The organism is Streptomyces sp. NBC_01546 (assembly GCF_045208355.1).
GTDB lineage: Bacteria > Actinomycetota > Actinomycetes > Streptomycetales > Streptomycetaceae > Streptomyces.
The window spans coordinates 352,871-377,903 of sequence record NZ_CP109379.1; the positions used below are offsets into that span (position 1 = coordinate 352,871).

Genomic DNA, 25,033 nt, shown 5'->3' on the forward strand with positions numbered 1-25,033 from the left:
GGCACCCACCTGGGCAGCCCGTCGCTCGCGGTGTCGCAGTCGTCTATTTGCCGTCACCCGGCAGAGGAGGACACGCAGACGGGGTGGTTGCGGCAGCTGAGGTCGGTGTCGGTGAGGTTGGCGCCGTCGAGGTTGGCCTCGGTGAGGTCGGCGTCATGGAGGTTGGCGCGGGTGAGGTTGGCGCTGGCGAGGACGGCGTGACGGAGGTTGCCGTTGCTGAGGTTGGCTCCCTCGAGGTTGGCGCTCAGGGCGTTGGCGTTGGTGAGGTTGGCACCAATGAGGATGGCGCGCTCCAGTCTTGCGCTGGTGAGGTTCGCGTCGGTGAGGTTCGCGTCGGTGAGGTTGGCATCAACGAGGTTCGCTTCCGTGAGGTCAGCACCGGAGAGGTTGGCCTCAAGCAGGTTCGCCTCCGTGAGGTCAGCGCCGGCGAGGTCGGGCTTGATATCGGGGTTGTCCGTACGCCATTGGTTCCATTCCGACAGGCTCCTCTTGAGCAGGGCGACTTGGTCGGCATCGGCTCGCTGAGAGGCGGCGGCCGCTCTGAGGGTGGGGGTGGCCTGGGCGGCAGGGACGGTCAGGGCGTAGCCGGCGAGGACGAGCGCGGCGATCAGGGTACGGGGGATGGTGATGTTCGTTCGCATCCTGAGTCCTTTCAATGGGTCAGGTTCCCGCTGGATGACGCGAGCCCCTCCAGGCCTGCCCCCCGTCCCAGTCCTTCTCACCCTTGAGGGATGGGAGGCACTCTTCTGGTCGCGCCCACGGTCCTGTGAACGTGTGATGCGGGGCACAGCAGTCGACGCGGCGGACCACGGTGACCGACCAGCCCTCTCGTGAACCACCCCGCATCCCCCTCATCAACGCGAGTCCCGAATATGGGAACGATCCATCACCCCAGGTGGCACCGTTCCCGGACCCGGGAACGGCTACCTGCCGCGGCCCGACTTCCGTACGGGCGCGGCCTGCTGACGGTGCGCGGGACCACCGGCTCGGCCGGGACGGCGCCCGCCGAGCCACGTGCGGCGGCGAGGGTGGTAGCGGAGCCATCCGCATCTCGTGGCCCCTCGGCCGGATCCCGCGCCAGACGGTTGAAGATCCGGGTCCACCGCTGCTGAACGGCGACCGGATCGTCCGGAAACCCGGGCCGCCTGCGAGCGGCCCGGGACGGCCCAGTAAGGGTGTGCGGAGATGCGGCAGGAAAGGGTGATGAGCCGCCGTCAGAGCGTGGTGGTGCCAGGGCTGGCGGGCTGGCGGGCCAGGTCGGCGCACGGGTGAGCAGCCATGCGGCCTGGAGGTCGAGCAAGTCGTCAGGGAAGTGGCGACGGGCGGCACCGGCCAGGCTCGGCAATCCTCGACCGGAGCGCGAACGCCCCGTGACCTCGGCGGACCGATGTCACGGGGCGTCCTCGGACTCGGACCAACCGTCCGCACGGCTACCGGCTACCGGCTGAGCGACCTGAGCGCCGCCGCGTCGTACGGCTTCAGCTCGTCGAAGCGGTTGCCGAGAACCTTCGCCGCCCACTGCGGGTCCTGGAGCAGCGCCCGGCCGACGGCGACCATGTCGAACTCGTCGCGTTCCATGCGGTCCAGGAGGTTGTCGATGTCGCCGAGCGCCGCACCCTCGCCGACGAAGGCGCGGATGAAGTCGCCGTCGAGGCCTACCGAACCGACCGTGATGGTCGGCCGGCCGGTGAGCTTCTTGGTCCAGCCTGCCAGGTTCAGGTCCGAGCCCTCGAACTCCGGGAGCCAGTAGCGCCGGGTGGAGGCGTGGAACGCGTCGACGCCCGCCGCCGCCAGCGGGGCCAGGATCGCCTCCAGCTCCTCCGGGGTCTGCGCGAGCCGTGCGTCGTAGGCCTCCTGCTTCCACTGCGAGTAGCGGAAGATCACCGGGAAGTCGGCCGGGACGCGCTCGCGGACCGCGGCCACGATCTCGGCGGCGAACTTCGTACGGGCCACCGCGTTGCCGCCGTAGGCGTCGGTGCGGCGGTTGGTCCGCTCCCACAGGAACTGGTCGAGCAGGTAGCCGTGGGCGCCGTGCAGTTCGACGCCGTCGAAGCCGATCCGCTCGGCCTCCGCGGCGGCGTCGGCGAACGCGCCGATGACGTCGTCGAGGTCGGCGCGGGTCATCGCCTTGCCGGTCCCCTCGGTGCCGTCGACGCGGATGCCGGAGGGGCCGACGGCGGGGGCGTCGGCGTACGGTGCCTCGCCCTGCTTGCGCACCATGCCTATGTGCCACAGCTGAGGCACGATCGTGCCGCCCGCCTCGTGCACGGCCGCGGCGACCTTCGCCCACCCAGCCAGCTGGTCCTCGCCGTGGAACCGCGGCACCCGGTCGCTCTGCCCGGCAGAGTCGTGACCGACGTAGGTTCCCTCGGTGACGATCAAGCCCACACCCGCGGCGGCCCGGCTGGCGTAGTACGCCTGCACGTCCTCGCCGGGCACGCCGCCGGGGGAGAACATCCGCGTCATCGGCGCCATCGCGATGCGGTTGGGGACGGTCAGGCCGTTCAGCTTGACGGGCCGGGACAAGATCTCGGCGGCGCGGGAGGCGGTGGACGTGGTGACGGTCATGCGGGTCCTCCGGGTTGAGGCTGTGGCTCGTCAGGGTGACAACGAGAAATGCATAATACACATGCTATGTATCATGCATATTGCAGTGTCCGGCCATCGTGCGGCGCCGCCCGCAGGCCGAGCCGTGCAGGGGTCCGGCGGTCCCCTGGTTCACAGGTCCGCGATAATGGAGCGCCGGAAAGAACGGGAGGCGCAGTGCTGGAGAAACTGGAGCGGGAGCTGATGCTGCTCTCGCGGCACCAGGTGCTTGCTCGGCGCGAGCGCGACCCCGAACGCCTGGAGCGGTCGGCGTACCTGCTGCTCAGCCGGATCGACACACAAGGCCCCATGTCCATCGGACAGTTGGCGGAGGCCTTCGGGCTCGACACCTCGACCGTGAACCGGCAGACGGCCGCGCTGCTGCGCTGCGGACTGGCCGAGCGCGTCGCGGACCCGGACGGCGGCATGGCACGCAAGCTGCGCATCACCGTTGACGGCGGGCGCCGGCTCGCCGAAGACCGTGAGGTCAACCGGGCCTGCCTGGCCCGGGTGGTCGCCGACTGGTCCCCTGAGGAAGTACGGGAGCTGGCGGACGTCCTGGTCCGGCTCAACCGCAGCGCCGAGGCCCTCGAAGGGCGGTACTGGCCGCGCGCGGAGGATGGCGACATCCGCGCCGCGTGCCACCCGCCGGTCCCACACGGATCCCCGACGCCTGCTCCGCAGGCACCCGCGACTCCCGCCCCGTAGGAGCGCCCACGCATCGGGGCACCCAGACCCGGCCAGCGGCCGGGCCCCGGTCGGCTGTCGGCTGTCAGCTGTCAGCTGTCAGCCGATTCTGAGCATTGGTGTTGTCCATCCGGGCCAGGTGTCCGGCGGGGCCTGATGGGACAACTTCAATGCCACCACCAGCTGGCCACCCGGCGTGAACCGGGTCACCACCGGGCGCGCAGCACGCCGTCGCTGTCGGGCAGGGCGGCACAAAGAAGCGGGTGGCGTTCGTCGTGGCAAATGGGCAGGGCGCAGGCCGCCCGGGCGCCGGCCACCAGGGCGGCGAGCTCTTGGTACTCGGTGTCGTCGACGATCGCGTGTCTGATCGTGCCGTCCTGTGCCTCCCAGACGAACTCCGCGGCTCCCTCCTCCGGCAGCGCGGCGAGGACCGCGCCGACATCGGGGTTCAGGTCAGGCCAGACGGTCAGCAGGGCGCGCGGGCTGAGAGCGGTACGAACCGCGTCGAGGTTCTCCGGCGTGAGGCGGTGGAAACGTGCGGCATTGCGGACGTAGCCCTCCTCCAGGAGCACTGTCTGCCGTGAGGCCAGCGCCGTGCGCACGCGCGCCCAGAACCCCTCGTCGGCGGCCTCCGTCACGTCCGGTTCCTCCAGCTCCGCCGCGTAGGGGGAGGTCGTCATCGGTTCCGGGAAGAGGCCGAGTTCCCGTGTACGGGCCACGGCGTCCGAGCAGAGCCGGTCGCTGCCCACGTACACGTACTGGTCCCACCCGACGTGCACGGTGAACACATCCCCCGCCTCCAGACGACACCAGGCACCTTGGTCGCGGAGCATGGCCCGGACCAGCTCCAGAGCGACCGGGAGGGAGACCTCGGCCCCGTCGTGGTAGCCGGCGAGGTCGGGCGGGAAGAGCCCGCCGAGGCCATGTCCCCCAACCGGCGGCTCCACGCCGAAGTGGACGAAAACGGTGACTTCGGGCTCGCGGATCTCCAGCCGATCGATGCCCGAGGCCTCCGCGAAGGCGCCGATCGCCGCGAGGTACGCCGCTTCGACCGGCCCATGGTCACTGACCGTCTCCTCGGCACCGGTGTAGTGGCCGTGTTCGTCACGGTCGGCGGGGTCATACTTGGTGATCCGGTGGACGAAGGACGGCGGCACGTTGCTCCCTGCGCGGTATGAAGGGCTGCCAGCGTAGTTCCCCGGTCCCGTTCCAAGTCTGATCAAGGTGATCCAGACGCTAGCCAGCGGGCCACCTATCGCGCTCAGAGGCCAAGTAGCAGGCTAAAGGACCGGCTACCCGCCTCCAGCAGGCCGGCGGGCTTCGCCTCGAACTCCCACAGGCTGGCCAGGATCTCGTCCCGTTCCGTCGTCTGCGCGTGCAGGTCACAGTCACTGTAGGCGGAGTCGGGGACGAGCAGCCAGATCGTGTCGTCGAAGATGCCGTCGCCGTACGTCTCGACGAGCTGCTTGTAGTCGGCGGGCAGAGCCGCACCCAGGGCGCGCTCGACCTGCGCCCAGTCCACCGCGGGCGGCGGTTCGGCGGGCGGCGGGCAGAGCCGGACGAGGGCGTCGAGGGCGTCGAGGGCGTCGAGGGCGTCGAGGGCGTCGAGGGCGTCGAGGGCGATCATGGAACGGACGCTACTGGACCGCCTACGGCAGTTCACCCTCGCCGGCTGCTACCACCACGCCCGCCGCCCCGTCGTCCTGACCGCACACCGACGCGAACGCGCCCGTATCCGCAGCGAGAAGGGCATCCGCTGGGGCGGCCGGTCCAAACGTCGCCGCCGCGTGAGCTGCGCGCGGCGGCAGACCGGGCGGGGCCGAGCGCTGGTTTGCCGATCAACTGACGTGGGCGGCGATGGCTCGCGCACACACCACGGATTCGGTATGCGTCGTATCGACCTCAAGGTCGTAGGTCACCCCTTGGTGAACCACATCTGCCTGCGACGCGGCCATTCCCTGGACTCGATCTCCTCGTGCGACCTCACGGCCGGCGGCGACCGCACTCTCACACTTGACGCCGACCCATAGCACCGCCAGGTCGCCCGTAGCCTTCTGCCACCGCTGTTGGGACGCGGCTCCGCCGAGGAAGACGTCGTCGACGATGATCCGGGCGCCTGCACCGGCCATCGCAGCGATGCCCTCGGTCCAGGCGGCTTCCAGCGCCCGGAAGTCCGCCCCGACGCTCACTCGGCCGTCTGCCCCGATCTCGATCCCCGCGTCCGACGCCTGCATCTTCGCGGGCAGCGCGTCGACGAACGAATCGACCCCGAACGCCAACCACGGATCCGGCAGTACGGCCTGCAGGCACCGCACGATCCCAGACTTCCCCGAGCTGGAACCACCATTGAGAATGATCATCTGAGTTGTCACCGCGCCACGGTAGGGGCACCTCCCCAGGACACGAAACGAATTTCGGCAGACACCACCCTGCTGCCACAACCCGGTGAACGTTCCCGGTCACAGCACTGGGCGGGCCTCACCTCGGCGACGCTGAAGTACAGTTCCGGCGTCAGGCGCCGTCGGCAGCCTTCCGCAGCTCGTACAGCTGCCCGGAATCAGGGTGACCGACGTGCTGGTATATCCGGGGCTTGCGGTCGGTGCCGCCGACGCTCCACGCCCGCCAGGAACACCCCGGGACGTCGATGCGGACCTCCTGGGTCCAGACGTCCCGCCCAGGCTCGTACGACCAGGTGCCGGCGCCCGAGCACCGCCGTGACGGGCCGCTGGGGTGGTCGTCGGGGTGGTGCTGGCCGACGCCGGAGGCCGTGACCCGTCCGTCCGACGTGAAGACGAGCGTGCCGCTCGTGTGGTCGACCCAGGTGCCGGCCATGGTCGCCGGACCGATCGCCGGCGGCTCGTACGCGGGCAGCGGGCCGACCGTGAGCCCGAGTGCGCCGAACAGGCCCGTCCCGGCCACCACCGCCGTGCCCCACAGCGCCACTTGCCGGACCAGTCCCGGGTGCCGGAGCCGGGCAACCAGGCCGCCCATCGAGAGCGCGGCCGTGGCCACCGCCCAAAAGGCGAGCACGGGCCGCGCCTCCACTCGGTTGTACGCCGAGAAGGCCGCGATCGGCGGGGCCACCAGGGCCGCCACCACCAGCGGCACCCACCACCACGCCTCGCGGCCGCCGATCCGGCGGCCGAGCAGGTCGGCCAACGCCACCGCCGGCAGCACGAAAATCAGGGACAGCAGGAGCGCGATCACGCCGACGATCATGCCGAAGGAGAGCAGGCCCGCCACCAGGGCGGTGTGGTCGACCGGGGTGTCCGGCGGCGGCTGCGTCCGGACGTACAGGAGGACCACCACGACGGCGAGCGCGACCTCCAGGCAGCCCAATTGCGCAGCCGCGGGGCGTCCTGGCGCAGGGCCTTCGTGCCCAGGACGTAGTCGGCGTCGGCCCGGGGCCTCCTTTGAGGTCTGTGCCGGCCTACGACCAGGGCACGGGCGGCCGCGAAGTGCTCGTCGCCGCCGGCCGTGCACGCCGACCAGCTGAAGGATCCGGCCGTCCGCAAACCGCTGCCCGCGAGCCCGGTACGCCGAGCCCGGCCGGTCCCCGTCGTCACGCGGCGAGGAAGAGGTCGAGGCTGGCAAGGTGCCTGACGCGGGTGCGGTCGAGCGCGTGGCCGTTCCACCAGGCATCGAGGCGAATGAGGTTGAGCGCAACGGCGGAGAAGACGTGCTCCAGGTGGGTCGTCTGGAGACCGAGGTAGCGGGCACGTCCCATGCCGGTGAACGAGCCCGCCGGCGCCGCTCGCCTTGTCGGCGGCCAGCCGTAGGGTGACCGGGTGAGCGACATCTATGAGCTGATGATTTCCGTGGACCTGCGGGATGAGATCTCCGAGCAGGAGCTCGTCGAGCTGAGCTGGCATCTGGGGATCGGGCCGCAACCAGAGCGTCTGTTCATCGTCACCGCGTTCCCAGTCGTGGTGGACGACTCGGGGATCCCGGTGATCGAGGACGATCCGTATCCACTGCTGGCTGAACGCGGAGCGGCATCGCGGGTGGGTGGTGTGCTCTGCTCGGCACTGGCCAGTCGCGCGGACCTGCCGCGGAAGGGCTGGTCGCTGATGTCCCGACAGGAGATCCACCCGGACGAGTTCGAGAAGGTCGGCGAGCTGCTCTGCTGGCTGGCCACAAGGGCTCACGAAACGCATCTGCTGGGGGATGGCGCGGTCGGGATGGGATTCCTCAGGTTCTATGAAGCCGAGGTTCCGGATGTCCTGCAGGTCGCTAGCGGACAGGTCAGCTGGCCAACCTGAAGAGAACGGCCGAGGTCGGCTACCCACCGGAGCCGGCGGGTTTGGGGCGGTCCGTCGCCCGGCCGGACTCATGGCCGGGGCCCGGGGCCCTTCTTTCGGATCAGGACGGATCTGCCCAGGCGAGGGAACGCCAGACCTCCTGGGCCCAGGCGAGATCCACGGGCTCTTCATGAGTGCAGAACACCCCGGCGGCGGTGCCGGAGGCCGGCACCGTGAAGCCGTAGAACTCGTGCCGTTCCCGGCCGTGGTCGTCCGGGGCCAGCCAGAAGGCGTGGCGGAGGCCGCCGGGCAGAAGCTCGGTGAGCCGCTGCGCGGGAAGCTTGTCGGGGGCTCCGGCAAGCAGTGCGGAGAGGAAGTCCTCAGGGGTACGTCCCGGGTTGTCGTCCGTGAACACGGTCACGGCGACGCTGCGGTCCGGCCCGGCGAACTGGTCCGCTCCGTCGGCGAACCGGGCGGTGAGGCCCGCGCTGCGGACGATGGACCAGTGGTCGCCGAGGTCGGTTCGCACGTCGACGGGGAGCTGGTGCGGGAAGCGGCTGAGGACGTGGTCCCGGTCCCAGGTGTCTTCCAGGACGCGGGTGGCCGTCGGGTGGTGGCCTACGACGAGGTGGGGCAGCTCCTCAGGGTCGGCGACCCGGGCGGTGAACGGGGCGCCCAGCAGGTCGTCGCCCCAGGGACGAATCTTGTTGGCGAGCCTGCCCCTGAAGGCGAGATCGGCGTAGCCGTGGTCCTCCCACATGTCGTGGGCCTTCCGGAGGGCGGCGTCGTCGACCTCCAGCCAGATGCCCAGGACGAGTTCCGTCTCGTGCGTCAGCCGGATGAGCAGCAGGCACCGGATGAACGAGCCGACGCCGTCAACCCGGAGCAGCGCGGAAGGGCCGAGCCGGTGCCGGGCCTCTTCAGGTGCGGTGAGCGCAGCGTCGGGCAGGTTGTAGCCGACGTCGATACGCCGCTCGTCCGTGAGAGAGTCGCCGCAGCAGGAACAGGAGGGCAGGTGGCTGGTCACGCCGCCAGCTTAGGTAGCGGATGCACTGCCCAGATGCCCGGGGCGCCCTCGGGGCGGCCACTCACACAGATCTGGCCGCACGGTGATCCGAAGGAAACGCCTTGGGTCGGCAGGACGCGAAGGCCCCGCGCCCGGTCGCCAGGCGCGGAGTTCCTCCCCGTGTTGCTACTGCTTCACCCTGGTCAGGTGCACTGCCGCGATGTCACTCGCGGTGACGGCGACCTGGTAGTCGGTGTCGACCGCGGTGGCGGTCGCCTTGACCTCAACATCACCGCCCTGGAAGGGGGTGGTTCCCGTGGGGTCCGCCTGGGCGCTCCAGGCGACGGGCGGGCCGGGTACGCACTTCACGGTGGCGCTGTACGGGCCGCGGATCAAGATGTTCCGCTTGACCTGGGTGACCAGGCCCGACACGTCCACCTGGGCCGGCTTGTTGCAAGTGACTTTGCCGTGCACGGTGGCCTTGCCGTTGAGTGCGCTGGCCTGGCCCTCGAGCGTCACCCCGACGCCAAGCGAAAGCTCGGCAGGGGCGGCCGGATTCTTGACGTGCACCTGGCCGCGCAGGGCGGACTCGCCGCCCTCGCAATGCTGCTCGTAGACGGCGTCAAGGGCCTCGACGTACCCGTTAGGGCCCCAGTTGATCTTCGAGATGGTGAAGGACCCGGTCAGTGTGCCGCAGCCGCGGCCGTTGCCGTCGTGGTTGAGGCCGGGAGCGTTGGCCCCGTTGAACGGGTAGCGGGTGGCGCCCTCGTACGTCTTGGCCTGGAGCTGCTGGCCTTCCGGCGCAGACAGGGAGACGGACCACCAGTCACCGTTGGCGCCGCTGATACTGACGTCGACCAAGCCGCGGGCCGCGGACCCGCTCACCTGGATCCGGTCCGTGCCAGCGGAGTAGGCGTAGGAGCCACCGCCGGTGATGTAGTCCCCTGGGTCGCCGCTGAAGCTGACGGTCCCCTCCGTCACCGGCTGCGCATGTGCAGCCGCTGCCGTCACAAGGCCACCCGTGGCCAGCGCCAGCGCGAGCCCCAGCCCGGTTGCGGTGCGTGCCAGAGCGCGACGCATCGTGTGTTTCGTCAAAACTATCCCCCCACGTGACATGCGTGGAACCCTGCGCGGCCTGCTGCCGCAAGGGCCACCGGAGTCTCGCAAGACGGGATACCTGGGGCAACTCCTTTTGCAGGATGGGCTGTTGGGAGCGCTGAGCCTGGTGGCTGTAATGGAAAAGGCCCTGCCCCGGGTCCGCGCCCAGCGGCTCCTGGACGCCCTGGACGCCCTGGACTCACAGAGCCACGACGGCGCGCTTCGCGCCCGACACCGGCTTGCGGACGAGCGACGAGCCAGAACCTGCCGCTGCTCGGATACGTCGATCCATACGACGACTCCGTGTCCTCGTCTCAACGGCGACTGCCGACGCCACTTCCACAGCAGGCAGCCCGAGCCGTGGCCGTGCTCATCGGACATAGCGCGCTAGCAGTCGCGCGGCGAGTCCGGCGGGCAAATCTCAACGGGCTGATAGCTTCCACAGGTGATCAACGGTGCACACACGATCATCTACGCGAGCAATGCGGAGGCGACGCGCGCCTTCTTCCGCGATGTGCTCGAGTTCCCGCACGTCGACGCCGGAGACGGCTGGCTCATCTTCAAATCCCCACCTGGCGAACTGGCTGTACACCCAGCCGATCCGCAGGCCGCCGGCAACAGCGAGCTGTTCCTGATGTGCGACGACCTCGCCGCCACGGTCACGGATCTGAAGGCCAAGGGCGTCGAATTCACCACGGACATCTCCCACCAGGGCTGGGGACTGGTCACCACCCTGGCTGTACCGGGCGCGGGCACGCTCGGTCTGTATCAGCCAAGGCACGACACCGCGTACGACCTGGAATGATCCGCATCACCGTACGTTGCGGCGCCGTGCCTTCGGGTGATGGGCACTCAACTTCTCCCAGCGGGAGGGCCGACTGGCTCCCCCTGAGCCCCGACCACCCCTGATCCTGCCCGGCGGCAAAGAGATCCGAGCCGAGCGGGCGTGCTGCCGGCCGGGGCAGTATGACGGCCGAGGTGTGACGGCTGCCGGGCCTGCCCGCAGCCAGCAGCGCCACTGGGGCTGGGAGCACGGCCTTGACGACCGCACAGCACCAAAATATCCCGCGCACCCACACGTCGGCCCTGGCCACCCCGGCGGTCAGTTGCCGGTCCGGCCTCGGCCCGCGGCGGCCGCGTCGAGCCGGTGCTCCCGCAGTGTCGCGCGCAGTTCGTCCAGGCCGGTGAACAGCGCACCGCGCAGACCGGCGGCGCGCGCCGCGCACACGTTCTCCTGCCTGTCATCCACGAAGAGGACGTCCGCCGGTTCGACTCCGAGCGCCCGCACACACCATGCGTATGCGCCCGGCTCGGGTTTCGCGTGACCGATCCGGCAGGAGAACCCGCACACCTCGAAGTGCCTCAGCCAGGCGTGGTGCGCTTCGTAGTGCGCGGCCAGTTCCGGTGGGATGTTGGAGAGCAGGCCGAGGCGCCGGCCCGCTGCCGCGAGCTCCTCGATGAGCGTCACCATATCCCCGTCGACCGCGCTCCAGCCGGAGATATCGGCCTCGATGAGCGCCCCGATCCGTGCGGCGTCGAAGCGTACGCCCAGAGACGTCCCCACCTCGCGCCAGTAGGCCGGACCGGTCAGCTCACCCCGGTCGTACGGCGGGCGCAGCCGCCAGTACGCTTCCCAGAAGGCGGGCGCGGGCGCCCCGGCGGTCGAGACGAGCACCGTTCTCGCTTCCGGGGACTGGTGCTGTGCGATGACACCGAACAGATCGAAGAGGACGGTGCCTTGGGACGTCATGGTCCGTCTCATACCTTCCGTACGGTGACGCCGGCCGTCGCCAGCGCATCGGTCACCTCGGTCGGCGCCGACTCGTCGGTGACGACGGCGTGGAGCGCGGTGGGTGGCGCCACGAACGCCAGGGCCGTGCGGGAGAGTTTGCCTCCCTCGGCGACGGCGATGGTGCGCCGGGCGGACGCGATCGCCGCGCGTTTGACAGCCGCGTCGGCGAGATCGTAGGCGGTCAGCCCGTCGTCGGCGGTGAGGCCGCAGCAGCCGATGACGGCCGTGTCGAAACGGACCGCCGCGAGGGAGGCTTCCGTGAGGGGGCCGGTCAGCGCCAGCTCGCCCGGCCTCGGCTCGCCGCCCGGGAGCAGCAGCCGCACCGAAGGGGAGCCGGTCAGCGCGTTGGCGGCGTGCAGCGACAACGGCATGATGGTGACGCGGCGGTCGCGCAGTGCCCTGGCGACCTCCAGGCACGTCGTCCCGCTGTCGATGACGACGGACTCGCCATCGGCGATCAGCGCGGCGACGTCCGTCGCGATCCGGCGCTTGACCTCCGCCCCCTCCTGAGCCCGCAGTCCGAACGGCGGCTCCTCGCCGCGGAGGAGCAGGCTGCGTGCACCGCCGCGGAAGCGTTCCAGCACGCCCTGTTCGGCCAGGATCTCCAGGTCACGGCGCACCGTCATCTCGGAGCAGTCAGCGAGCGCGGCCAGCTCGGCCACGCTCAGTTCGCCCGCCTCCCGTACGGCGGCGGCGATCCGGCGGTGTCGTTCGGTAGTCCCCATGAAAGCATTGCACACCAGGTGTGTTCGATAGTCAAGCTATCGAACACGATAATTGTTCGTTATGTTGCTGCCATGAACCAAACCCTACGAGCCGCCCGACTTGCCACGTTCTCCTTCTTCGCCCTGAACGGCTTCCTGATGGGCATGTGGATCGTGCACATCCCCGCGGTCGAGTCCCGGACGGGGATCGGCCATGCCGTACTGGGGTGGCTCCTTCTGCTGCTGGGCGGTGGTGCGTTCGCCGGGATGCAGCTGTGCGGCCGCCTCACCGACCGCATGGGCGCCCGCCGGGTCGTGCCTGCGGGTGCCGCGCTGTGCAGTGCGGCGGTGGTGCTGCCGGCCCTGGCCGTCGACGCACCGACCCTCGGGGTGGCGCTGTTCCTGCTCGGTTTCGGCAACGGCTGTCTCGACGTCAGCATGAACACCCACGCCATCCAGGTGGAGCGCGGATACGCCCGACCCGTCATGTCTGCGTTCCACGCGGTGTTCTCGCTCGGCGGCGTGCTCGCCGCGCTGGTCGGCGCGCGGCTCATCACCTGGGGGTGGGACCTGGGAATCACCCTCACTGCCGTCGCCGTGACCGGTCTCGTGGTGACCGTTGTCGCCACTCCGGCTCTCCTCAGCCCGCGGGGCGGCGCTCCCAGCTGCGCCCGCTCCGACGCTACGGCCGTCGGCGTCGCCACGGCGTCCACCGGTACGGCGGCCGACGGCGCACGCCCGGCACGGCGGCGGCGGACACCCCGACGGGTGTGGGTCCTGGCCGTGTTGACCCTGCTGCTCATGCTCTGCGAAGGCGTCGCCAACGACTGGAGCGTGCTGCACCTGGAGGACGTACTCGGCGCGTCCGCCGCCACCGCGGCCTTCGCCTACGGTGCCTTCGCCACGGCCATGACGGTGGGCCGGCTGCTCACCGACCGGGTCGCTGCCCGCACCGGGCCCGTGTTCGTCGTTCGCTACGGCGCCTCCGCCGCGGGCGCCGGTCTGGCCGTCGCCGCGCTGTCGCCGTGGGTGGTGCCCGCGCTGGCGGGCTGGGCGGTCTTCGGGCTCGGCCTGTCGGGCTGTGTACCGCAGTTCTTCAGTGCCGCCGGACATACCGAGGAGGACGCGGCCGGTGCCCATGTCTCCCGGGTCGCGGGGCTCGGCTATCTCGGGATGCTGGCAGGACCCGCAGTCATCGGCCCGCTGACCCATCTCGTACCGCTGAACCTCGCCCTGCTGCTGCCCGTAGCACTCTGCGCGGCGGCGGCTGCGGCCGCGGGCGTGCTCCGCGCCGAGCGTCCGCCGGCGTCCGGGGCGGCTCCCCAGCCAGCGTCGTCCGGCACGCCGTCGGTCGACACGGCGCGGCCTGGGTCTAGGTATGAAACTGACGCAGGTTGTTGACAGGTGGGGCTCTCGTATTTGGGAGACCTGTACGACTGCACGCGAGCTCTCGAGGCGGGCGAGGCACGGCTCACCGCGGATGGACTTCCCGCAGAGTTCGGGCGCGGCAAGGCGCTTTCAGCTCTACTACCTCAGGCCGACGCAGTCGAAGACCCCGACTGGTTGTCGCGGTCGATTCCACCATCATCCGTGCACACCAGCACACCTCCGGGGCCCGCAGAAAGGGGCCCCGGCCGGTGCCGCTCCTGCGGAGGACTGACCACCAAGATCCACCTTGCGCCGTGGGGGCGGACATCCCAGCCCCCAGACCTCGCCGGGGCATTCACCGACCTGGTCCGCACCCGCCGCGGATCCTTCCTGCTCGAATGGATCCGCCAAGCCGAGCAAGACGCCCCGAAACCGATGAGCGGCTTCGCAGGCTTCCAGCGTCAGGACCTCGGCCGCTGGACTCACCCTCCACAGGAGCTCACGCGTTGTCGAAGGCCACGTCGACAGGGTCAAAACTGTGGCGGAGCCCGGCGGGCGGAACGCCGCAGGAGCCGGTGCGGGTCTCGTGTTCTGATCCCGCTGAGGCCATATGCGCCAAGAGGCGGGCGGTTGGAGTCCGGCCGAAGATCCTGGCGCTGCTGGCCGCCCGTCGAATCCGGCGGGCGGGGCGGCGGCCCGGCTACTACCCCCAGAGCGCTCTGGGTACCGGGCCTGACCCGCACACCCATGCCGGCACGAGCTGGATCTGACCCTACCGGCCCGCCCGGCCTGGCTCATGTGCGGAGCTGCCGCTCGCGTCCGGTCAGTTGGTGACCGGCCACTCCAGCGGTTCCCCGTGGAAGCCTTGCATCAGCTCAACCGCGACGGGCTTGCGGCCCTCCGGGATGAGAAACGCGGTGCAGATCTTCTCCGACTGGCCCGGGGTCAGCTGCTTTTCCGAGTCCGGCTCCGGGCAGTTGGGCCACTTCGCGTCACCCATCATGACCAGGAGGGCACGGGTTCGCTGGCCCGAGTCCGTCTTGATCACCAAGTCGTCGTCCATGTCGCTGATCTCCATCGCCGTGCCGCTCTTGTGGGTGAGCGTCGACCAGACGTAGACGGGTATCTGCGGGCCGTCCTTGTCGTCCTTCTTCAGGCCCGAGTTGTCCATGTCGGCCTGAGTCCCGGTCTTCACCTCAGTCGGCGTGACCGTGAACTTGGCATCCGCCGATCGCGTCTTCGAGCTCTCCTGCGCCGGGCTGGCCTCACCCAAAGCGAACTTCGTCTTCTTGGCACCAGCCTTGGAACCGGAACCTGAACTGGGCGACTGGGAGCTAGAGCTGTTGCTCTCCCCCAGGCCCAGGTCATTGCAGCCGGTCAGCGCCACGGCCAGAGTGTGGTGCTGACTAGCCGTGCAGCTCCGTGCGGTCGGAAGGAGCGGTTGGCGTTCGCGGCGGTGACTGCGGTCAGTCCCGCTGGGCCTCGAGAGAGGCGGGCCGGCCGGTCCGGCGGGATGTGCGGCGGGTGATTCGCCTGGCCATCAGCGTGATCGCGGCCCAGGTGCTGAGCGACTCGGAGTGCTGGATCAGCCGTTCGCAGTCGCGGGCGTGCCGGCGGGCGTGCATGACGCAGGCGATCTACCGCTCGACGACCCAGCGGCGGAGCTGGACGACCAACCCCTTGGCGCCCTTGGGCCGACTCACCGTCTTGACCGTCAGGTTCAGGTAGTTCGTCGCCCAGGTCACGAGCTGTCCGGCGTAGGACGAGTCGGCCCAGACGATCGTGATCTCCGGATGCGTCAGCCGCAGCCGGAACAGCACTTCCTTCGCCGCGTCGCGGTCGGTGATGTCGGCCGGGGTGGCCATCACGAACAGCGGCAAGCCCTTTTGCTCGCCGTGACAGCGCAGCGGAGACGGCCTCGGGCCTAACGCCGCCCGGGGACCACTCCCCCGGGCCGTGGCGGCCCGGCTGGTTGGGGACCGCCCCCCGGCAAGGCGTGAGCGCGGCGGGCGGCCTGCGGGCTTCGACCGCTGCGACGCGGAAATGGGAGTTGCGGGCAGAAAGGCCCGCCGGTCAGGCGACCTCCTGGCGCTCGGGCGCCTTCCGTGTCTTCACCCCGCCGACGATGAGCGCCAGCCCCAAGACGACGATGCCGAGGTAAGCGGTGGACGGAAGGTCGATGACCTTGTGCAACCAGCCCCACTCCGTGCCGAAGAGGGTCTGCGAAGCGAAACTGACAAGCCCCTGGGCTCCTACGACGTAGCCGATGCTTTCGACGGTGTATCCGATGGTTGTTCGCACGGATCAACCCTCTCCCAGCGGCGCCGCAAGATCGTCCTCCACAGGGCCGAGAACACAGTAGGCCAAAGGATGCAGTCGCATGCGGAGAGCACCGGCACAGCACCGCTCGACACGTGAAAGAGATTCTGGCCGAGGGCGGCGACACTGCACGCCGGCTGAGTGAGCTGTTCAACCAGTTCATGGCCTGGAATTTGGTGCTCATGGGCGCTTTCCTGGGCTGCTAGCCTCAGTTATCAGGGCAATCTCCTCCCTTCAGCCCAAACGCGACGATGGGGAACCTCAGGTAAGGGCTCACCACCATCGCGGGCGCGTCCGGCATTGAGCCCACCGTCAGGGCCCCCCGCCGAGCCCGGCCCCGGCGCCCCCTCTTGGGCGTCACGCGTCGGCCGATTGGCGGCCTGGTCAGCCGGCCTCCCCGTACGCCTCACGGGGACGAGGACGTGATGCCATGGCCCGTCAGCCCGCCGCGCGGTCGGAGGCCTGCGGGCGGCGGCGCCGCGCGGGGTCGGTGAGGTGCGGCGGACGCCAGACCCCGTCGGGCTGGTAGACGTTGGTGCCCGGCGGGACGATCTCGTCGATCCGGTCGAGGGCGGCGTCGTCCAGGACGACCGAGGCCCCCTCGAGGGTGTCGTCGAGCTGCCCGAGGGTGCGCGGCCCGATGATGACCGAGGTCACGGCCGGGTGCGCGAGCGGGAAGGCCACCGCCAGCTCGGGGAGCGTGCAGCCGAGCCGCTCGGCCACCCCCACCAGCTCCTCCACGGCGTCGAGCTTGGCCGCGTTTCCGGGCAGCGCCGGGTCGAAGCGGGCGGGGTGGAGCGCGGGCCGTCCGCTGCCGAGGTCGATGGGCCGGCCCTTGCGGTAGCGGCCGGTCAGGAAGCCGGAGGCGAGCGGGCTCCAGGTCAGCGCGCCCATGCCGAGCCGCTCGACGACGGGCAGGACGTTCGCCTCGACGCCGCGCGCCAGCAGCGAGTAGGGCGGCTGCTCCGTCCGGAACCGCTGGAGGCCCCGGCGCTCGGCCACGTGGTGGGCCTCGACTATCTCCTCGGCGGGGAACGTCGAGCACCCGAAAGCGCGGATCTTGCCCGCACGGACCAGGTCGCCGAGTACGGACAGGGTTTCCTCCACGTCGGTCGTGTGGTCCGGCCGGTGTACCTGGTAGAGGTCGATCCAGTCGGTGCGGAGCCGCCGCAGGCTCTCCTCCACCTCCGTTACGATCCAGCGCCGCGAGTTCCCGCCGCGGTTGCGGCCCTCGCCCATCGGGAAGTGCACTTTGGTGGCGAGCACAACGTCGTCGCGGCGCCCGTGCAGCGCCTTGCCGACGATCTCCTCGGACTCGCCCGCCGAGTACATGTCAGCAGTGTCGACGAAGTTGATGCCCCGGTCGAGAGCGCTGTGGATGATCCGCGCGCAGTCGTCGTGGTCCGGATTGCCGATGGAGCCGAACATCATGGTTCCGAGGCAGTACGTGCTCACTTCGATGCCCGTGCCGCCGAGAACGCGGTAGCGCATGGTCGACCCCCTTGTCGGTGACGGGCGTTGTCCGCCCTGGTGCCCGGGACTCTACGACCTAGAGTCGGGTCTAGATCAAGTACGACAGGACGGGGGCGGACGTTGACGCAGGTCGAAGCGGGGCTGGGCATCGGTGAGGTGGCTGAGCGGACGGGCTTGAGCGTGCACGCCCTGCGCTTCTACGAGCGTGAGGGCATCCTGCTGGCCGCCCCCGCGCGACGCCCCGGTGGCCGCCGCGTCTATACCGAGGGCGACGTCGGCTGGCTCAACCTCTGCGTCGTCCTGCGCGCATCCGGCATGCCGCTGCCCGTCATCCGCCGGTACACCGAGCTGGCCCGGGCCGGGGCCGGCAACGAGCCCGAGCGCCTCGCCCTGCTGCGCGAGCACGAGGCCCGGGTCGTCGCGCAGATCGCCGAGCTCAGCCGCAGCCTGGACCTGGTCCGGCACAAGGTCGCGGTGTACGAGGACCTGATCGGGCACGAGCCCCAGCCGGCCCAGGCGCCCGCCTAACGGTTGGGGCCGGCTTGCCGGTCTCTCGACGCAGCACCAGCCCTCGGCCCCCGGATCTGCGGCGCCAGGGGACGGCAGTTCCGTCACGATCGCGACGCCGGCGGGGGCAGGTGGGCGTGGATGTACTCGGCCGTCCCCTGGAAGCGCAGGGTCACCGCATGCTGGTACGGAACCGTGGCTGTACCGGCCGGGCAGCGGGTTCTGGCGGATGACGGCCTGTCTGGCACAGAACGCGCGGCGGCCGTTGACGGCCTGGGCGTCGCCGAGCAAGGCGTGACGTTCGTCGGCTCGTCGGCTCGTCGGCTCGTCGGCTCGTCGGCTCGTCGGCCAACGCCACAACGGACCTGGTATGCGCCGGAAAGCATGTGTCTTGATAATTGATCGCGTGGCCGTGGGAGTGGGGCACGGCTGTGCGACAAACCGATGAGGGGCCGGATCGCTGTCAAGGGCGAGGCGTGGGGGATCAGATGGGGCTGCTGGTTGCGTCGGATGCTGTCGGGGCAGGCGAGGACGGGTTCGATTGGTTCTGCGAGACGGTGTCCGACGAGGTGATGCCCGTCATGCTCAGCACCCGGCATGCGGCCGGCTTCCGGGCGAGCATCACGGACCTGGATCTCGGGGTGGTGCGGCTGATTGCTCTGGCTTGCTCACCGGTGCGCTCGCGCCGCACCGCGACTCATGTCCGTCGTGGCGATCCCGAGCACGTGCAGCTGGCGCTTCTCACGCAAGGCGCTCTCGTGGTCTCTCAGCGGGGCAACGAATCGGTGGTCGCGGGGGGACTCGTACTCACAGACACCTCACGACCGAGCGAGGGGGCATGCACAGACGGGCAGATCGAGTCGGTCGTCATGCAGATTCCCCGTCAGGCCCTGGCACTGAGCTCAGACCGGGTGGACAGCCTCCTTGCACAGAGCCTGGCCGCAGACGTGGGCTCAGGGGCAATCCTCGCCGACTTCCTGAAGTCGCTGCTCACACGCGGCCCGCACTGCCGCCCGGAGGAACTGCGCGGAATGGGGACCGTCGCCCTCGACCTGGCCACCGCGTTTCTCGCACGGCAGCTCGGTGACCCTGGTCAGGCGCCTGCCGAGGCCCGTGCGCAGGAGACACTGCAGCGGATCTACCGCTTCATCGAGAACAATCTCGGCGACCCGGGCCTGACTCCTCAGGTGATCGCCGACCGGCACAACATGTCGCTGCGGGGTCTCTACGCCCTCTTCGGCGACCAGCCCCTGACCGTCTCGGCACGCATCCGCCACAGCCGGCTGGAGCGCGCCCACACAGACCTCGCATCAGGGGAATTGAGCGGTCAGCCCGTTCAGGCAATCGCGGCCCGCTGGTGCTTCTCCAGCGCCACCGGGTTCAGCCGGGCGTTCCGCGAAGCCTACGGCATCACCCCGACCGAACACCGTGCGATCGCCCTGGCCGCCTCACAGCACGCTGAGCACACAAACCCAGCACGCCATGCACACCACCATGCGCTGCCCGGCCCTAGATTCTCCGCTGGAGACAGCACCACAGTGTGAGTTGCGGAAGTCGGTAGCCTGCCTGAGCAGGGCGACCGACGGCTACTCATGGTGTGAGTGTCGATGGGTGACAATTCGTCAAGGGGAGACATCGCATGTCTGGAATGTTCGGCAAGGTCGCGGCCGTGGCGGCTGCGGCGACGGCGGTCGTGGCAATGGCGGGGGCGCCCGCGAGCGCGGCCGACACGGCGTACAACACGCGGAGCGTGTGGCTGGACGGCCAACCGAGTGGGGCAAACGCAAGCGCGTGCACCACCAGGAGCATGTACCTGGCCAGCGGCACCTACACGTGGACGCAAATCTTCGGGGGCAGCCGCACGCCGACCCGCGACATCTACTTGGCCACGGGCACCTACACGTGGAGGGACTGCGTCGTCCCCCATAACGGCTACTACGAGCAGACGTCCAGCCTGTCCAAGCCCGGTTCGGAGACGGCGTACCTCATCGACCCGAGCTTCGGCCAGCTGGCGGGCACTTACACCTTCGGCTCACTGCTCGACCCGCACTTCTGATCGACCGCCCGGGCATCGCCCGGATCCGCTGAGGCGGGCCGGCCCGCCTCAGCGGCGTACTCCAACGCCTCCGGCAGGGCACCGCGCGTGGTGATCAGCTCGGGCGCACCCGGGCGGCGCAGCTGCCCGAGGCGGCCCCGCTCGGCGATGCGAGCCTGCTGCCACAGGTCTTACTCATCCCGTCGGCGAAAGAGCACACGCGCCCGGTGCAGGGCGCGGAGATGGCGGAGCTCGACTGGGGCCCCTGGCTGAGGGGTACCTGCGCACGTACCGGGCGGTGGTGGAGGAGTTCGACCCTGCGACCGCGAGGACCGGCTCGGGCGTCCTGCCAGATGGGTCTCAGCGCAGGTATCGGGGCGGCCGTAGAGCCCTTCTCACGTCACGGCCCGACCGGGACGATCACGACGCCGAAGCCGTAAAGCGGTGGACAGCCCTATGGTGCTGGGCGAGCATCTCCGCGATGAACAACGAACCTCTCCCCATCGCCAAACGCATCCGCTTCGTCGAGCTCAGCGCAAAAGCGCTGCGGGCTCTTGCTGATGGTGACCTCGCCGGCGGCAGCGCCGAGGCCGGGGTCGCCCTTGACGAACACTTCGTCTGCGACCGTGCCCGCTGGATCTTCGGCTATCGCGCTGACCAGCTCGCCGAGGACCCGTCCGCCGCGCCGTGGATCACGCGCGCCGCGGTGTCCGAACCGGACGGGGCCGTCGTAGGCGACGCCGGGTTCCACGGGCCGCCGGACGAGGCCGGCATGGTCGAGGTCGGCTACACCGTCGTGCCCGGGTACCGCCGCCAGGGCTACGCCCGCGCCATGCTGACGACGCTGCTGGCCAGGGCCGCCGCCGAACCCGGTGTCAGAACCGTGCGGGCCACTATCGGATCCGACAACAACGCCTCCCTCGCCACCATCGCGGGCTTCGGTTTCACGCGCGTCGGCGAGCGGGGAACCGAACGTGACGGGATCGCGATCGTCTTCGAGGTCCCGGCAGACGCGATTCAGGCCGAGTAGCCGTACGGCCTCGGCGGACATGGTGATCGTCCCGGCCGGGCCGCCGTGACAGGAGAAGGGCCCCACGGGTTGGGTGAGTTGTGAAGCCGAGACCTGGGCTCACGGTGCCTCACGCTCACACTTCGCCGAGCTCGCCAGTGCGTGGGAGGCCGCGCGGCAGTCCGCCTCCGCGAGACCCGGGCCGCAGGCCCGCCGTGGGCCGCAATGACCGGCAGTTCATCTCCGGCAAGAACAAGCAGAACGCGGTCAAGGCCACGGTCCTCACCGACGCCGCAGGCAAGCTCCTGTTCTACGAACGCCAGCGCAAAGCTCCCTCCTCGCGCCGCATCCGCGTCGAGCACGGCATCGCCCATCGAAAGTCGCTTGGTCCGCTTGTCGGACACGCCTACCCTCTGGCCCATGATCCAGACGAGGCATGACGACTTGCGTAGCTATCAGGTGGGACCAGTACACGCGGAGCTTCGCGGGCTCACGGTAAGTGACGACCGTGAAGGCATGCTCGAAGGGACGCCGCACCTGCACCGTCGCTTTCGTCTGATGGGCATCGAGAAGGCGATGGCAGCGACGCCGCATTTGTATGTGCACGATCTCGACAAGCTCCGAGCCGATGCGGAGCGGCGGGTCGAGGAGTGGCTGCCGCGAGAGGCGGTTCATGCTCGGCTGACGTCATGGTGGACGCCCGAGGCCATGGCAGACCCTGGTCATACGGCGCTCTCGGTGATGTGGTTCCAAACGCCGGCGCAGGATCCCTTTGCCTACCTGGCCACGATCGTGCGTCCCCTGGACTGGACTTCACTTGCCGGGTTTGTTCCATTTGAGGATTAGGTATGTGTTGAATGTGCTGGTCACAGCCATTCACTCAGATCACCCCGCCCCATGCCCACGTCAACGGCCCCGGCACCGATCAGTCACCTGATCGGCCGGACAACTGCGACCCTGCCGTCAGAGTCCGCCCGGCGCGCGCGCAGGTGCTGCCAGGCGGCGATGCCCCGGGTGATCCCCCAGGTCAGGAAGAGGGTGTACCAGAACAGGGCCCAGGCGGCCTGCGGGTGAGCGTCCTGGGTGGCGAAGGCCGGGGCCGAGACCACGCGGTCGGCGGAGAGCAGGTACTGCATCGCGAAGTACGTGAAGCCCCAGAGGGTCATGCCGATCGCGGCGAGGCCCGACGGAACGGTGATGAGGAGCGCCGGGATCCGGCGGCCCCAGGGGCGGACCAGGCCCCTGAGCTGCGAGGTGCCGGGCTACTTGATGCGGTCGAGGAACCCGAGCACCCGATGGGTGGCCTGAGTTGCGGCGTGCTCGTCGTGCGACGGCAGGCTGCTGTCGGCGAACAGGTGCCTGTCGCCTGGGTAGAGGAACAACTCGGCATCCGCCGCCATCTCGACGAGCAGGCGGGCCGCGTCCACATCGCCCTCCCCGGCGAAGAACGGATCTGCGTCCATGCCGTGGATCTGGACCGGGACGTCCTGGGGCCAGACACCGCCGAACTCCGAGACCGGGACGCATGCCTCGAGCAGCAGTGCACCCTTCGCGCCGGGGCGGGTTTGGGCCAGCTTCTGCGCCGGTAGGGCGCCGAGTGAGAACCCGAGGTAGACGAGCTCCGCAGGCAGCCCTTCGGCGGCGGCGGCTCCGCGCGCGATGATCGTGCCGAACCCGACGCTCTCGGCGTAGCCGATACCCTCCGTGAGGCTGTCGAATATCCGTCCATCGAACAGATCCGGAGTGTGCACGGTGTGCCCGGCCCGTCGCAACTGCTCGGCGAACTCGCGGACGCCGGCGGTCAGCCCGTGCCCGTGGTGGAAAACCAGCACCTCAGCCATGTCGCTCCCCTCGTGCTGCGGTGCCCGGGCGGCGCCGCAGCACGAGTATGGCCCGCGCCACTGACATCTGCGGGTCGTAGCCGGACGGGATCAGATCCCGCTGGATGGCCTCATCGGCCCACTCAGCCTGCAGGTAGCGGACCTCACCGAGGAGTTCACCGATGCGGGTCCGCTGGGTGAGCTGGTCGGCCAGGATCTGGGACCGGTGTTCGCCGGCTTGGGCCATCGCCGCGGCGATCGCGGTCCTCGCCTCGCCTCGCCTCGGGGTTGTCGTAGAGGAAAGTGCGGGAGACGTCCGCGCTGCGGGCAACGGCGGCCACTGATCTGTGCCTTGATCTCAGGTGAGATGTCTTGGCGATCACGGCTGTTGGAAGGTTCAACCTGCGTGCCGAGGGCCGGGCCGGGCGCACGGGCACATATGCGAACCCCTACCCTGGTGCCCGCCACGTGGCGAATTTCGAACAGTGCGACGAACGGGATGTGACAGGTGACGGGGGCGAACGGCGCGGATCTGGCCGGCGAGGTTCTGGGCGGGCGATACCGCGTGACCGCCACGATCGGCCGCGGTGGCATGGGTGTGGTCGCCCGGGCGGTGGACCAGTTGCTGAACCGCGAGGTCGCCGTCAAGGTCCTGCGGGCCTACACCGACGCCTCCCCGGCCGAACTGGCCGATCTGCGGGTCCGGATGCAGCGGGAGGCGCAGGCCGCCGCCCGTATCCGGCACAGCGGTGTGGTCACCGTGCACGACGTGGTCGAGGAGCAGGGGCTGCCGGTCATCGTCATGGAGCTGGTCGAGGGACCCTCCCTCGACGCTGTGCTGGCGGAGCGCGGCTCACTGGATCCGCGCGAAGCGGCCGCGATCGGTGCCAAGCTGATGGACGCGCTCGACGCGGCACACCGGGCCGGGGTCCTCCACCGGGACGTCAAGCCCGGCAACGTACTGCTTGAGCGCAGCGGCCGGGTCGTGCTCACCGACTTCGGCATCGCCAGCATGGAGACCTCCGGCGACGAGGCCCTGGCCAAGCTGACCCAGAGCGGTCAGATCGTCGGCTCTCTCGACTACCTGCCACCGGAGCGCGCACAGGGCCAGGTACCGGGTGCCGCGTCGGACATCTGGGCGCTCGGCATGACGCTGTACGCGGCCGTGGAGGGCGCTTCGCCCTTCCGTCGTACGTCGGTGTGGTCCACGCTGGCGGCGATCGTCGGCGAACCGCTGCCGGAGCCCCGGCGAGCCGGACCGCTCACCCCGGTGTTGCAGGCGCTGATGGCCAAGGATCCGCTGCAGCGGCCCGACGCCGGGCAGGCGCGCGAGATGCTGGAGGCGGTGGCCGCGGGCAGGAGGGCGGACCTCGCGGCGGCACCGGCGCCCCAGCCCGTCACTCCGCCGGGCTTCGGTCCCGCCCTCGCCGTGCCTCTCGCCCAGCCTGCCCCCCAGCCCGTCGCTTCCTACTCGGCCGGCGCGTACGCTGCCCCGCCGCTGGTGGGCGCCGCGCAGCCGGGCATGGCGGCGGGTATGCCCGCCGGTCACAACAGCAGTTCCGAGACCCGTGCCACGACGGTCCGCGCGCGGCGCCGCCGCACCCGTACCATCGTCGCGGTGGCGACCGCCACCATCCTCACCTGCGGCGGAGTCGCCTACGCTCTGATGGACATGCGAGGCGTCGAGGGCAGCGCTGGGTCGAACGCGGCGTTGCCCACGGCGAGCACGACCGACGGCCGGACCTCCCCGGGGGACCTGATGTCCATCAGCCCCGGCGAGAAGTCGTCCGGTACCCCATCGAAGAAGGATGGGGGCCGAGAGCCAGGTCCCACGTCAGCGCCCGGCAACGGAGGTGACAAGCCGGCAGGGGACCCGTCAGCCTCTCCGAAGGCAACGCCCGGTTCCACGGCGAAGGAGCCCACCCCGGTGTCGACGGCGTGCACCGGCTGGGCCCACTCGAACCGCAGCGATGGCTTCGGCCACGCGGCCCAGAACACCCACCTCTACACCGGGCCGTACGCGGGGTGCTCCTATGTGACCGAGGTCAAGTCCGGCGCGAAGGTCTACTACCACTGCTATGTCACCAATGCCCAAGCCAACAAGTGGATCTACGCCCGTATCGCGGGCACGGACACCGAAGGCTGGGTGTTCGGCGACAAATCCACCCTGGACAGCGGCACACTCGCCCGCTGTTGAGACTGATCCGCAATTCACCAGAGGGTGAGTCGCTGGTCGCAGCCAGGGCCGCGTCGGGGCGCTGCGGACTCTCCTCGGCCGCCGAGTCCATGAGGACGGCGGCCGAAGGATCCGCAGCGAGCGTGATCCTCCTCCAGGACTGCGTCCTGCCCACCCGGCACGAACCGCACCTCGCCGCGGTGTCATCACGG

At 69.9% G+C, this 25,033-nt stretch carries 29 protein-coding genes and 1 pseudogene; 12 read left to right on the forward strand and 18 right to left on the reverse strand.

The annotated features are described in order from the left end of the window. Positions 1-53: 53 nt before the first annotated feature. Positions 54-641, reverse strand: a complete 588-nt coding sequence (locus OHA89_RS01900; protein WP_406364988.1) for a pentapeptide repeat-containing protein — start codon at positions 639-641, stop codon at positions 54-56. Positions 642-1,437: 796 nt separating this feature from the next. Beyond that, entirely contained in the window at positions 1,438-2,568 is a 1,131-nt protein-coding gene (locus OHA89_RS01905) for an NADH:flavin oxidoreductase (protein WP_266615658.1), read from the reverse strand. Between the two features lie 222 nt (positions 2,569-2,790). Between OHA89_RS01905 and OHA89_RS01910 the strand changes: the two genes are divergently transcribed. Then, positions 2,791-3,294 carry a MarR family winged helix-turn-helix transcriptional regulator gene (locus tag OHA89_RS01910; protein WP_266615909.1) on the forward strand — a complete coding sequence of 168 codons (504 nt, stop codon included), beginning with the start codon at positions 2,791-2,793 and terminating at the stop codon, positions 3,292-3,294. A 185-nt stretch (positions 3,295-3,479) separates the two neighbouring features. On the opposite strand, the gene OHA89_RS01915 is transcribed toward OHA89_RS01910, so the two are convergent. From OHA89_RS01915 to OHA89_RS01935, 5 genes are all read right to left on the reverse strand, one after another. Next, complete coding sequence (locus tag OHA89_RS01915; protein ID WP_266615660.1) at positions 3,480-4,430, reverse strand: RNA-binding protein; 951 nt, start codon at positions 4,428-4,430, stop codon at positions 3,480-3,482. A 104-nt stretch (positions 4,431-4,534) separates the two neighbouring features. After that, positions 4,535-4,900 (reverse strand): hypothetical protein, encoded by a 366-nt coding sequence (locus OHA89_RS01920; protein ID WP_406364989.1) that lies wholly within the window; start codon positions 4,898-4,900, stop codon positions 4,535-4,537. Between the two features lie 211 nt (positions 4,901-5,111). Then, complete coding sequence (gene cpt / locus OHA89_RS01925; protein ID WP_406364990.1) at positions 5,112-5,645, reverse strand: chloramphenicol phosphotransferase CPT; 534 nt, start codon at positions 5,643-5,645, stop codon at positions 5,112-5,114. A gap of 139 nt (positions 5,646-5,784) precedes the next feature. Further along, positions 5,785-6,612, reverse strand: a complete 828-nt coding sequence (locus OHA89_RS01930) for a hypothetical protein (protein WP_406364992.1) — start codon at positions 6,610-6,612, stop codon at positions 5,785-5,787. 223 nt (positions 6,613-6,835) lie between these two features. Beyond that, complete coding sequence (locus OHA89_RS01935) at positions 6,836-7,000, reverse strand: hypothetical protein (RefSeq protein ID WP_406364993.1); 165 nt, start codon at positions 6,998-7,000, stop codon at positions 6,836-6,838. A gap of 61 nt (positions 7,001-7,061) precedes the next feature. Here OHA89_RS01935 and OHA89_RS01940 point away from each other — a divergent pair, with 61 nt between their 5' ends. Next, positions 7,062-7,535: a hypothetical protein gene (locus OHA89_RS01940; protein ID WP_406364994.1), complete on the forward strand. Its 474-nt coding sequence runs from the start codon at positions 7,062-7,064 to the stop codon at positions 7,533-7,535. A gap of 100 nt (positions 7,536-7,635) precedes the next feature. Here the strand turns inward: OHA89_RS01940 and OHA89_RS01945 are convergent, their stop codons facing one another. Both OHA89_RS01945 and OHA89_RS01950 read right to left on the reverse strand, forming a co-directional pair. Further along, positions 7,636-8,541, reverse strand: a complete 906-nt coding sequence (locus OHA89_RS01945) for a DUF2199 domain-containing protein (RefSeq protein WP_406364995.1) — start codon at positions 8,539-8,541, stop codon at positions 7,636-7,638. A 165-nt stretch (positions 8,542-8,706) separates the two neighbouring features. Continuing rightward, positions 8,707-9,501, reverse strand: coding sequence for a hypothetical protein (locus tag OHA89_RS01950; protein ID WP_406364996.1), 795 nt, complete (start codon positions 9,499-9,501; stop codon positions 8,707-8,709). A 562-nt stretch (positions 9,502-10,063) separates the two neighbouring features. Here OHA89_RS01950 and OHA89_RS01955 point away from each other — a divergent pair. After that, positions 10,064-10,423 (forward strand): VOC family protein, encoded by a 360-nt coding sequence (locus OHA89_RS01955; protein WP_266615670.1) that lies wholly within the window; start codon positions 10,064-10,066, stop codon positions 10,421-10,423. 297 nt (positions 10,424-10,720) lie between these two features. On the opposite strand, the gene OHA89_RS01960 is transcribed toward OHA89_RS01955, so the two are convergent. After that, a complete protein-coding gene (locus tag OHA89_RS01960) occupies positions 10,721-11,368 on the reverse strand; it encodes an HAD-IA family hydrolase (RefSeq protein WP_406364997.1) in 648 nt (215 codons plus the stop codon). A gap of 8 nt (positions 11,369-11,376) precedes the next feature. Further along, positions 11,377-12,135 (reverse strand): DeoR/GlpR family DNA-binding transcription regulator, encoded by a 759-nt coding sequence (locus OHA89_RS01965; RefSeq protein WP_406364998.1) that lies wholly within the window; start codon positions 12,133-12,135, stop codon positions 11,377-11,379. A gap of 72 nt (positions 12,136-12,207) precedes the next feature. On the opposite strand from OHA89_RS01965, the gene OHA89_RS01970 reads away from it, so the two are divergent. Further along, the gene (locus OHA89_RS01970) at positions 12,208-13,515 is read left to right on the forward strand and encodes an MFS transporter (RefSeq protein WP_406364999.1); all 1,308 of its coding nucleotides are present in this window, start codon (positions 12,208-12,210) and stop codon (positions 13,513-13,515) included. A gap of 790 nt (positions 13,516-14,305) precedes the next feature. Here OHA89_RS01970 and OHA89_RS01975 read toward each other — a convergent pair. The 4 genes and pseudogenes from OHA89_RS01975 to OHA89_RS01990 all read right to left on the reverse strand — a co-directional run bounded on the left by OHA89_RS01975 (position 14,306) and on the right by OHA89_RS01990 (position 17,292). After that, positions 14,306-14,869 (reverse strand): hypothetical protein, encoded by a 564-nt coding sequence (locus OHA89_RS01975; protein ID WP_406365001.1) that lies wholly within the window; start codon positions 14,867-14,869, stop codon positions 14,306-14,308. Positions 14,870-15,002: 133 nt separating this feature from the next. Next, positions 15,003-15,371: pseudogene (locus OHA89_RS01980) on the reverse strand (transposase); the annotation flags it as partial. A gap of 184 nt (positions 15,372-15,555) precedes the next feature. Further along, positions 15,556-15,783, reverse strand: a complete 228-nt coding sequence (locus OHA89_RS01985; protein WP_266615682.1) for a hypothetical protein — start codon at positions 15,781-15,783, stop codon at positions 15,556-15,558. A 456-nt stretch (positions 15,784-16,239) separates the two neighbouring features. Then, positions 16,240-17,292, reverse strand: coding sequence for an aldo/keto reductase (locus OHA89_RS01990; RefSeq protein WP_406365002.1), 1,053 nt, complete (start codon positions 17,290-17,292; stop codon positions 16,240-16,242). Between the two features lie 102 nt (positions 17,293-17,394). Here OHA89_RS01990 and OHA89_RS01995 point away from each other — a divergent pair, with 102 nt between their 5' ends. The 7 genes from OHA89_RS01995 to OHA89_RS02025 all read left to right on the forward strand — a co-directional run bounded on the left by OHA89_RS01995 (position 17,395) and on the right by OHA89_RS02025 (position 21,671). Beyond that, a complete protein-coding gene (locus tag OHA89_RS01995; RefSeq protein ID WP_266615685.1) occupies positions 17,395-17,802 on the forward strand; it encodes a MerR family transcriptional regulator in 408 nt (135 codons plus the stop codon). A 120-nt stretch (positions 17,803-17,922) separates the two neighbouring features. Further along, positions 17,923-18,183 carry a hypothetical protein gene (locus OHA89_RS02000; RefSeq protein ID WP_406365003.1) on the forward strand — a complete coding sequence of 87 codons (261 nt, stop codon included), beginning with the start codon at positions 17,923-17,925 and terminating at the stop codon, positions 18,181-18,183. 74 nt (positions 18,184-18,257) lie between these two features. Beyond that, positions 18,258-19,325, forward strand: coding sequence for a helix-turn-helix domain-containing protein (locus OHA89_RS02005; RefSeq protein ID WP_266615687.1), 1,068 nt, complete (start codon positions 18,258-18,260; stop codon positions 19,323-19,325). Positions 19,326-19,420: 95 nt separating this feature from the next. After that, positions 19,421-19,837 carry a hypothetical protein gene (locus OHA89_RS02010; protein WP_215145561.1) on the forward strand — a complete coding sequence of 139 codons (417 nt, stop codon included), beginning with the start codon at positions 19,421-19,423 and terminating at the stop codon, positions 19,835-19,837. Between the two features lie 460 nt (positions 19,838-20,297). Next, positions 20,298-20,846, forward strand: coding sequence for a GNAT family N-acetyltransferase (locus tag OHA89_RS02015; protein WP_406365004.1), 549 nt, complete (start codon positions 20,298-20,300; stop codon positions 20,844-20,846). A 194-nt stretch (positions 20,847-21,040) separates the two neighbouring features. Continuing rightward, the gene (locus tag OHA89_RS02020; RefSeq protein WP_266615692.1) at positions 21,041-21,265 is read left to right on the forward strand and encodes a hypothetical protein; all 225 of its coding nucleotides are present in this window, start codon (positions 21,041-21,043) and stop codon (positions 21,263-21,265) included. Further along, the gene (locus tag OHA89_RS02025) at positions 21,246-21,671 is read left to right on the forward strand and encodes a hypothetical protein (protein ID WP_266615693.1); all 426 of its coding nucleotides are present in this window, start codon (positions 21,246-21,248) and stop codon (positions 21,669-21,671) included. Before OHA89_RS02020 ends, OHA89_RS02025 begins: the two co-directional genes overlap by 20 nt. Positions 21,672-21,754: 83 nt before the next feature. On the opposite strand, the gene OHA89_RS02030 is transcribed toward OHA89_RS02025, so the two are convergent. The 3 genes from OHA89_RS02030 to OHA89_RS02040 all read right to left on the reverse strand — a co-directional run bounded on the left by OHA89_RS02030 (position 21,755) and on the right by OHA89_RS02040 (position 22,892). Then, positions 21,755-21,991, reverse strand: coding sequence for a hypothetical protein (locus tag OHA89_RS02030; protein ID WP_266615694.1), 237 nt, complete (start codon positions 21,989-21,991; stop codon positions 21,755-21,757). Between the two features lie 96 nt (positions 21,992-22,087). Then, positions 22,088-22,666, reverse strand: coding sequence for a dienelactone hydrolase family protein (locus OHA89_RS02035; RefSeq protein ID WP_406365006.1), 579 nt, complete (start codon positions 22,664-22,666; stop codon positions 22,088-22,090). Beyond that, positions 22,659-22,892: a hypothetical protein gene (locus OHA89_RS02040; RefSeq protein ID WP_406365008.1), complete on the reverse strand. Its 234-nt coding sequence runs from the start codon at positions 22,890-22,892 to the stop codon at positions 22,659-22,661. The genes OHA89_RS02035 and OHA89_RS02040 overlap by 8 nt, the downstream gene beginning before the upstream one ends. 261 nt (positions 22,893-23,153) lie before the next feature. Between OHA89_RS02040 and OHA89_RS02045 the strand changes: the two genes are divergently transcribed. Further along, complete coding sequence (locus tag OHA89_RS02045) at positions 23,154-24,842, forward strand: protein kinase domain-containing protein (RefSeq protein WP_406365010.1); 1,689 nt, start codon at positions 23,154-23,156, stop codon at positions 24,840-24,842. Positions 24,843-25,033 lie beyond the last annotated feature (191 nt).

Excerpts from the sequence above, each read along its gene's own strand:
- OHA89_RS01900 (WP_406364988.1), bottom strand. The coding sequence starts at position 641 with ATGCGAACGAACATCACCATCCCCCGTACCCTGATCGCCGCGCTCGTC.
- OHA89_RS01905 (WP_266615658.1), bottom strand. The coding sequence starts at position 2,568 with ATGACCGTCACCACGTCCACCGCCTCCCGCGCCGCCGAGATCTTGTCC.
- OHA89_RS01910 (WP_266615909.1), top strand. The coding sequence starts at position 2,791 with ATGCTGCTCTCGCGGCACCAGGTGCTTGCTCGGCGCGAGCGCGACCCC.
- OHA89_RS01920 (WP_406364989.1), bottom strand. The coding sequence starts at position 4,900 with ATGATCGCCCTCGACGCCCTCGACGCCCTCGACGCCCTCGACGCCCTC.
- OHA89_RS01935 (WP_406364993.1), bottom strand. The coding sequence starts at position 7,000 with ATGGGACGTGCCCGCTACCTCGGTCTCCAGACGACCCACCTGGAGCAC.
- OHA89_RS01960 (WP_406364997.1), bottom strand. The coding sequence starts at position 11,368 with ATGACGTCCCAAGGCACCGTCCTCTTCGATCTGTTCGGTGTCATCGCA.
- OHA89_RS01965 (WP_406364998.1), bottom strand. The coding sequence starts at position 12,135 with ATGGGGACTACCGAACGACACCGCCGGATCGCCGCCGCCGTACGGGAG.
- OHA89_RS01970 (WP_406364999.1), top strand. The coding sequence starts at position 12,208 with ATGAACCAAACCCTACGAGCCGCCCGACTTGCCACGTTCTCCTTCTTC.
- OHA89_RS01990 (WP_406365002.1), bottom strand. The coding sequence starts at position 17,292 with ATGCGCTACCGCGTTCTCGGCGGCACGGGCATCGAAGTGAGCACGTAC.
- OHA89_RS02000 (WP_406365003.1), top strand. The coding sequence starts at position 17,923 with ATGTACTCGGCCGTCCCCTGGAAGCGCAGGGTCACCGCATGCTGGTAC.
- OHA89_RS02010 (WP_215145561.1), top strand. The coding sequence starts at position 19,421 with ATGTCTGGAATGTTCGGCAAGGTCGCGGCCGTGGCGGCTGCGGCGACG.
- OHA89_RS02015 (WP_406365004.1), top strand. The coding sequence starts at position 20,298 with ATGAACAACGAACCTCTCCCCATCGCCAAACGCATCCGCTTCGTCGAG.
- OHA89_RS02025 (WP_266615693.1), top strand. The coding sequence starts at position 21,246 with ATGATCCAGACGAGGCATGACGACTTGCGTAGCTATCAGGTGGGACCA.
- OHA89_RS02030 (WP_266615694.1), bottom strand. The coding sequence starts at position 21,991 with ATGACCCTCTGGGGCTTCACGTACTTCGCGATGCAGTACCTGCTCTCC.
- OHA89_RS02035 (WP_406365006.1), bottom strand. The coding sequence starts at position 22,666 with ATGGCTGAGGTGCTGGTTTTCCACCACGGGCACGGGCTGACCGCCGGC.
- OHA89_RS02040 (WP_406365008.1), bottom strand. The coding sequence starts at position 22,892 with ATGGCCCAAGCCGGCGAACACCGGTCCCAGATCCTGGCCGACCAGCTC.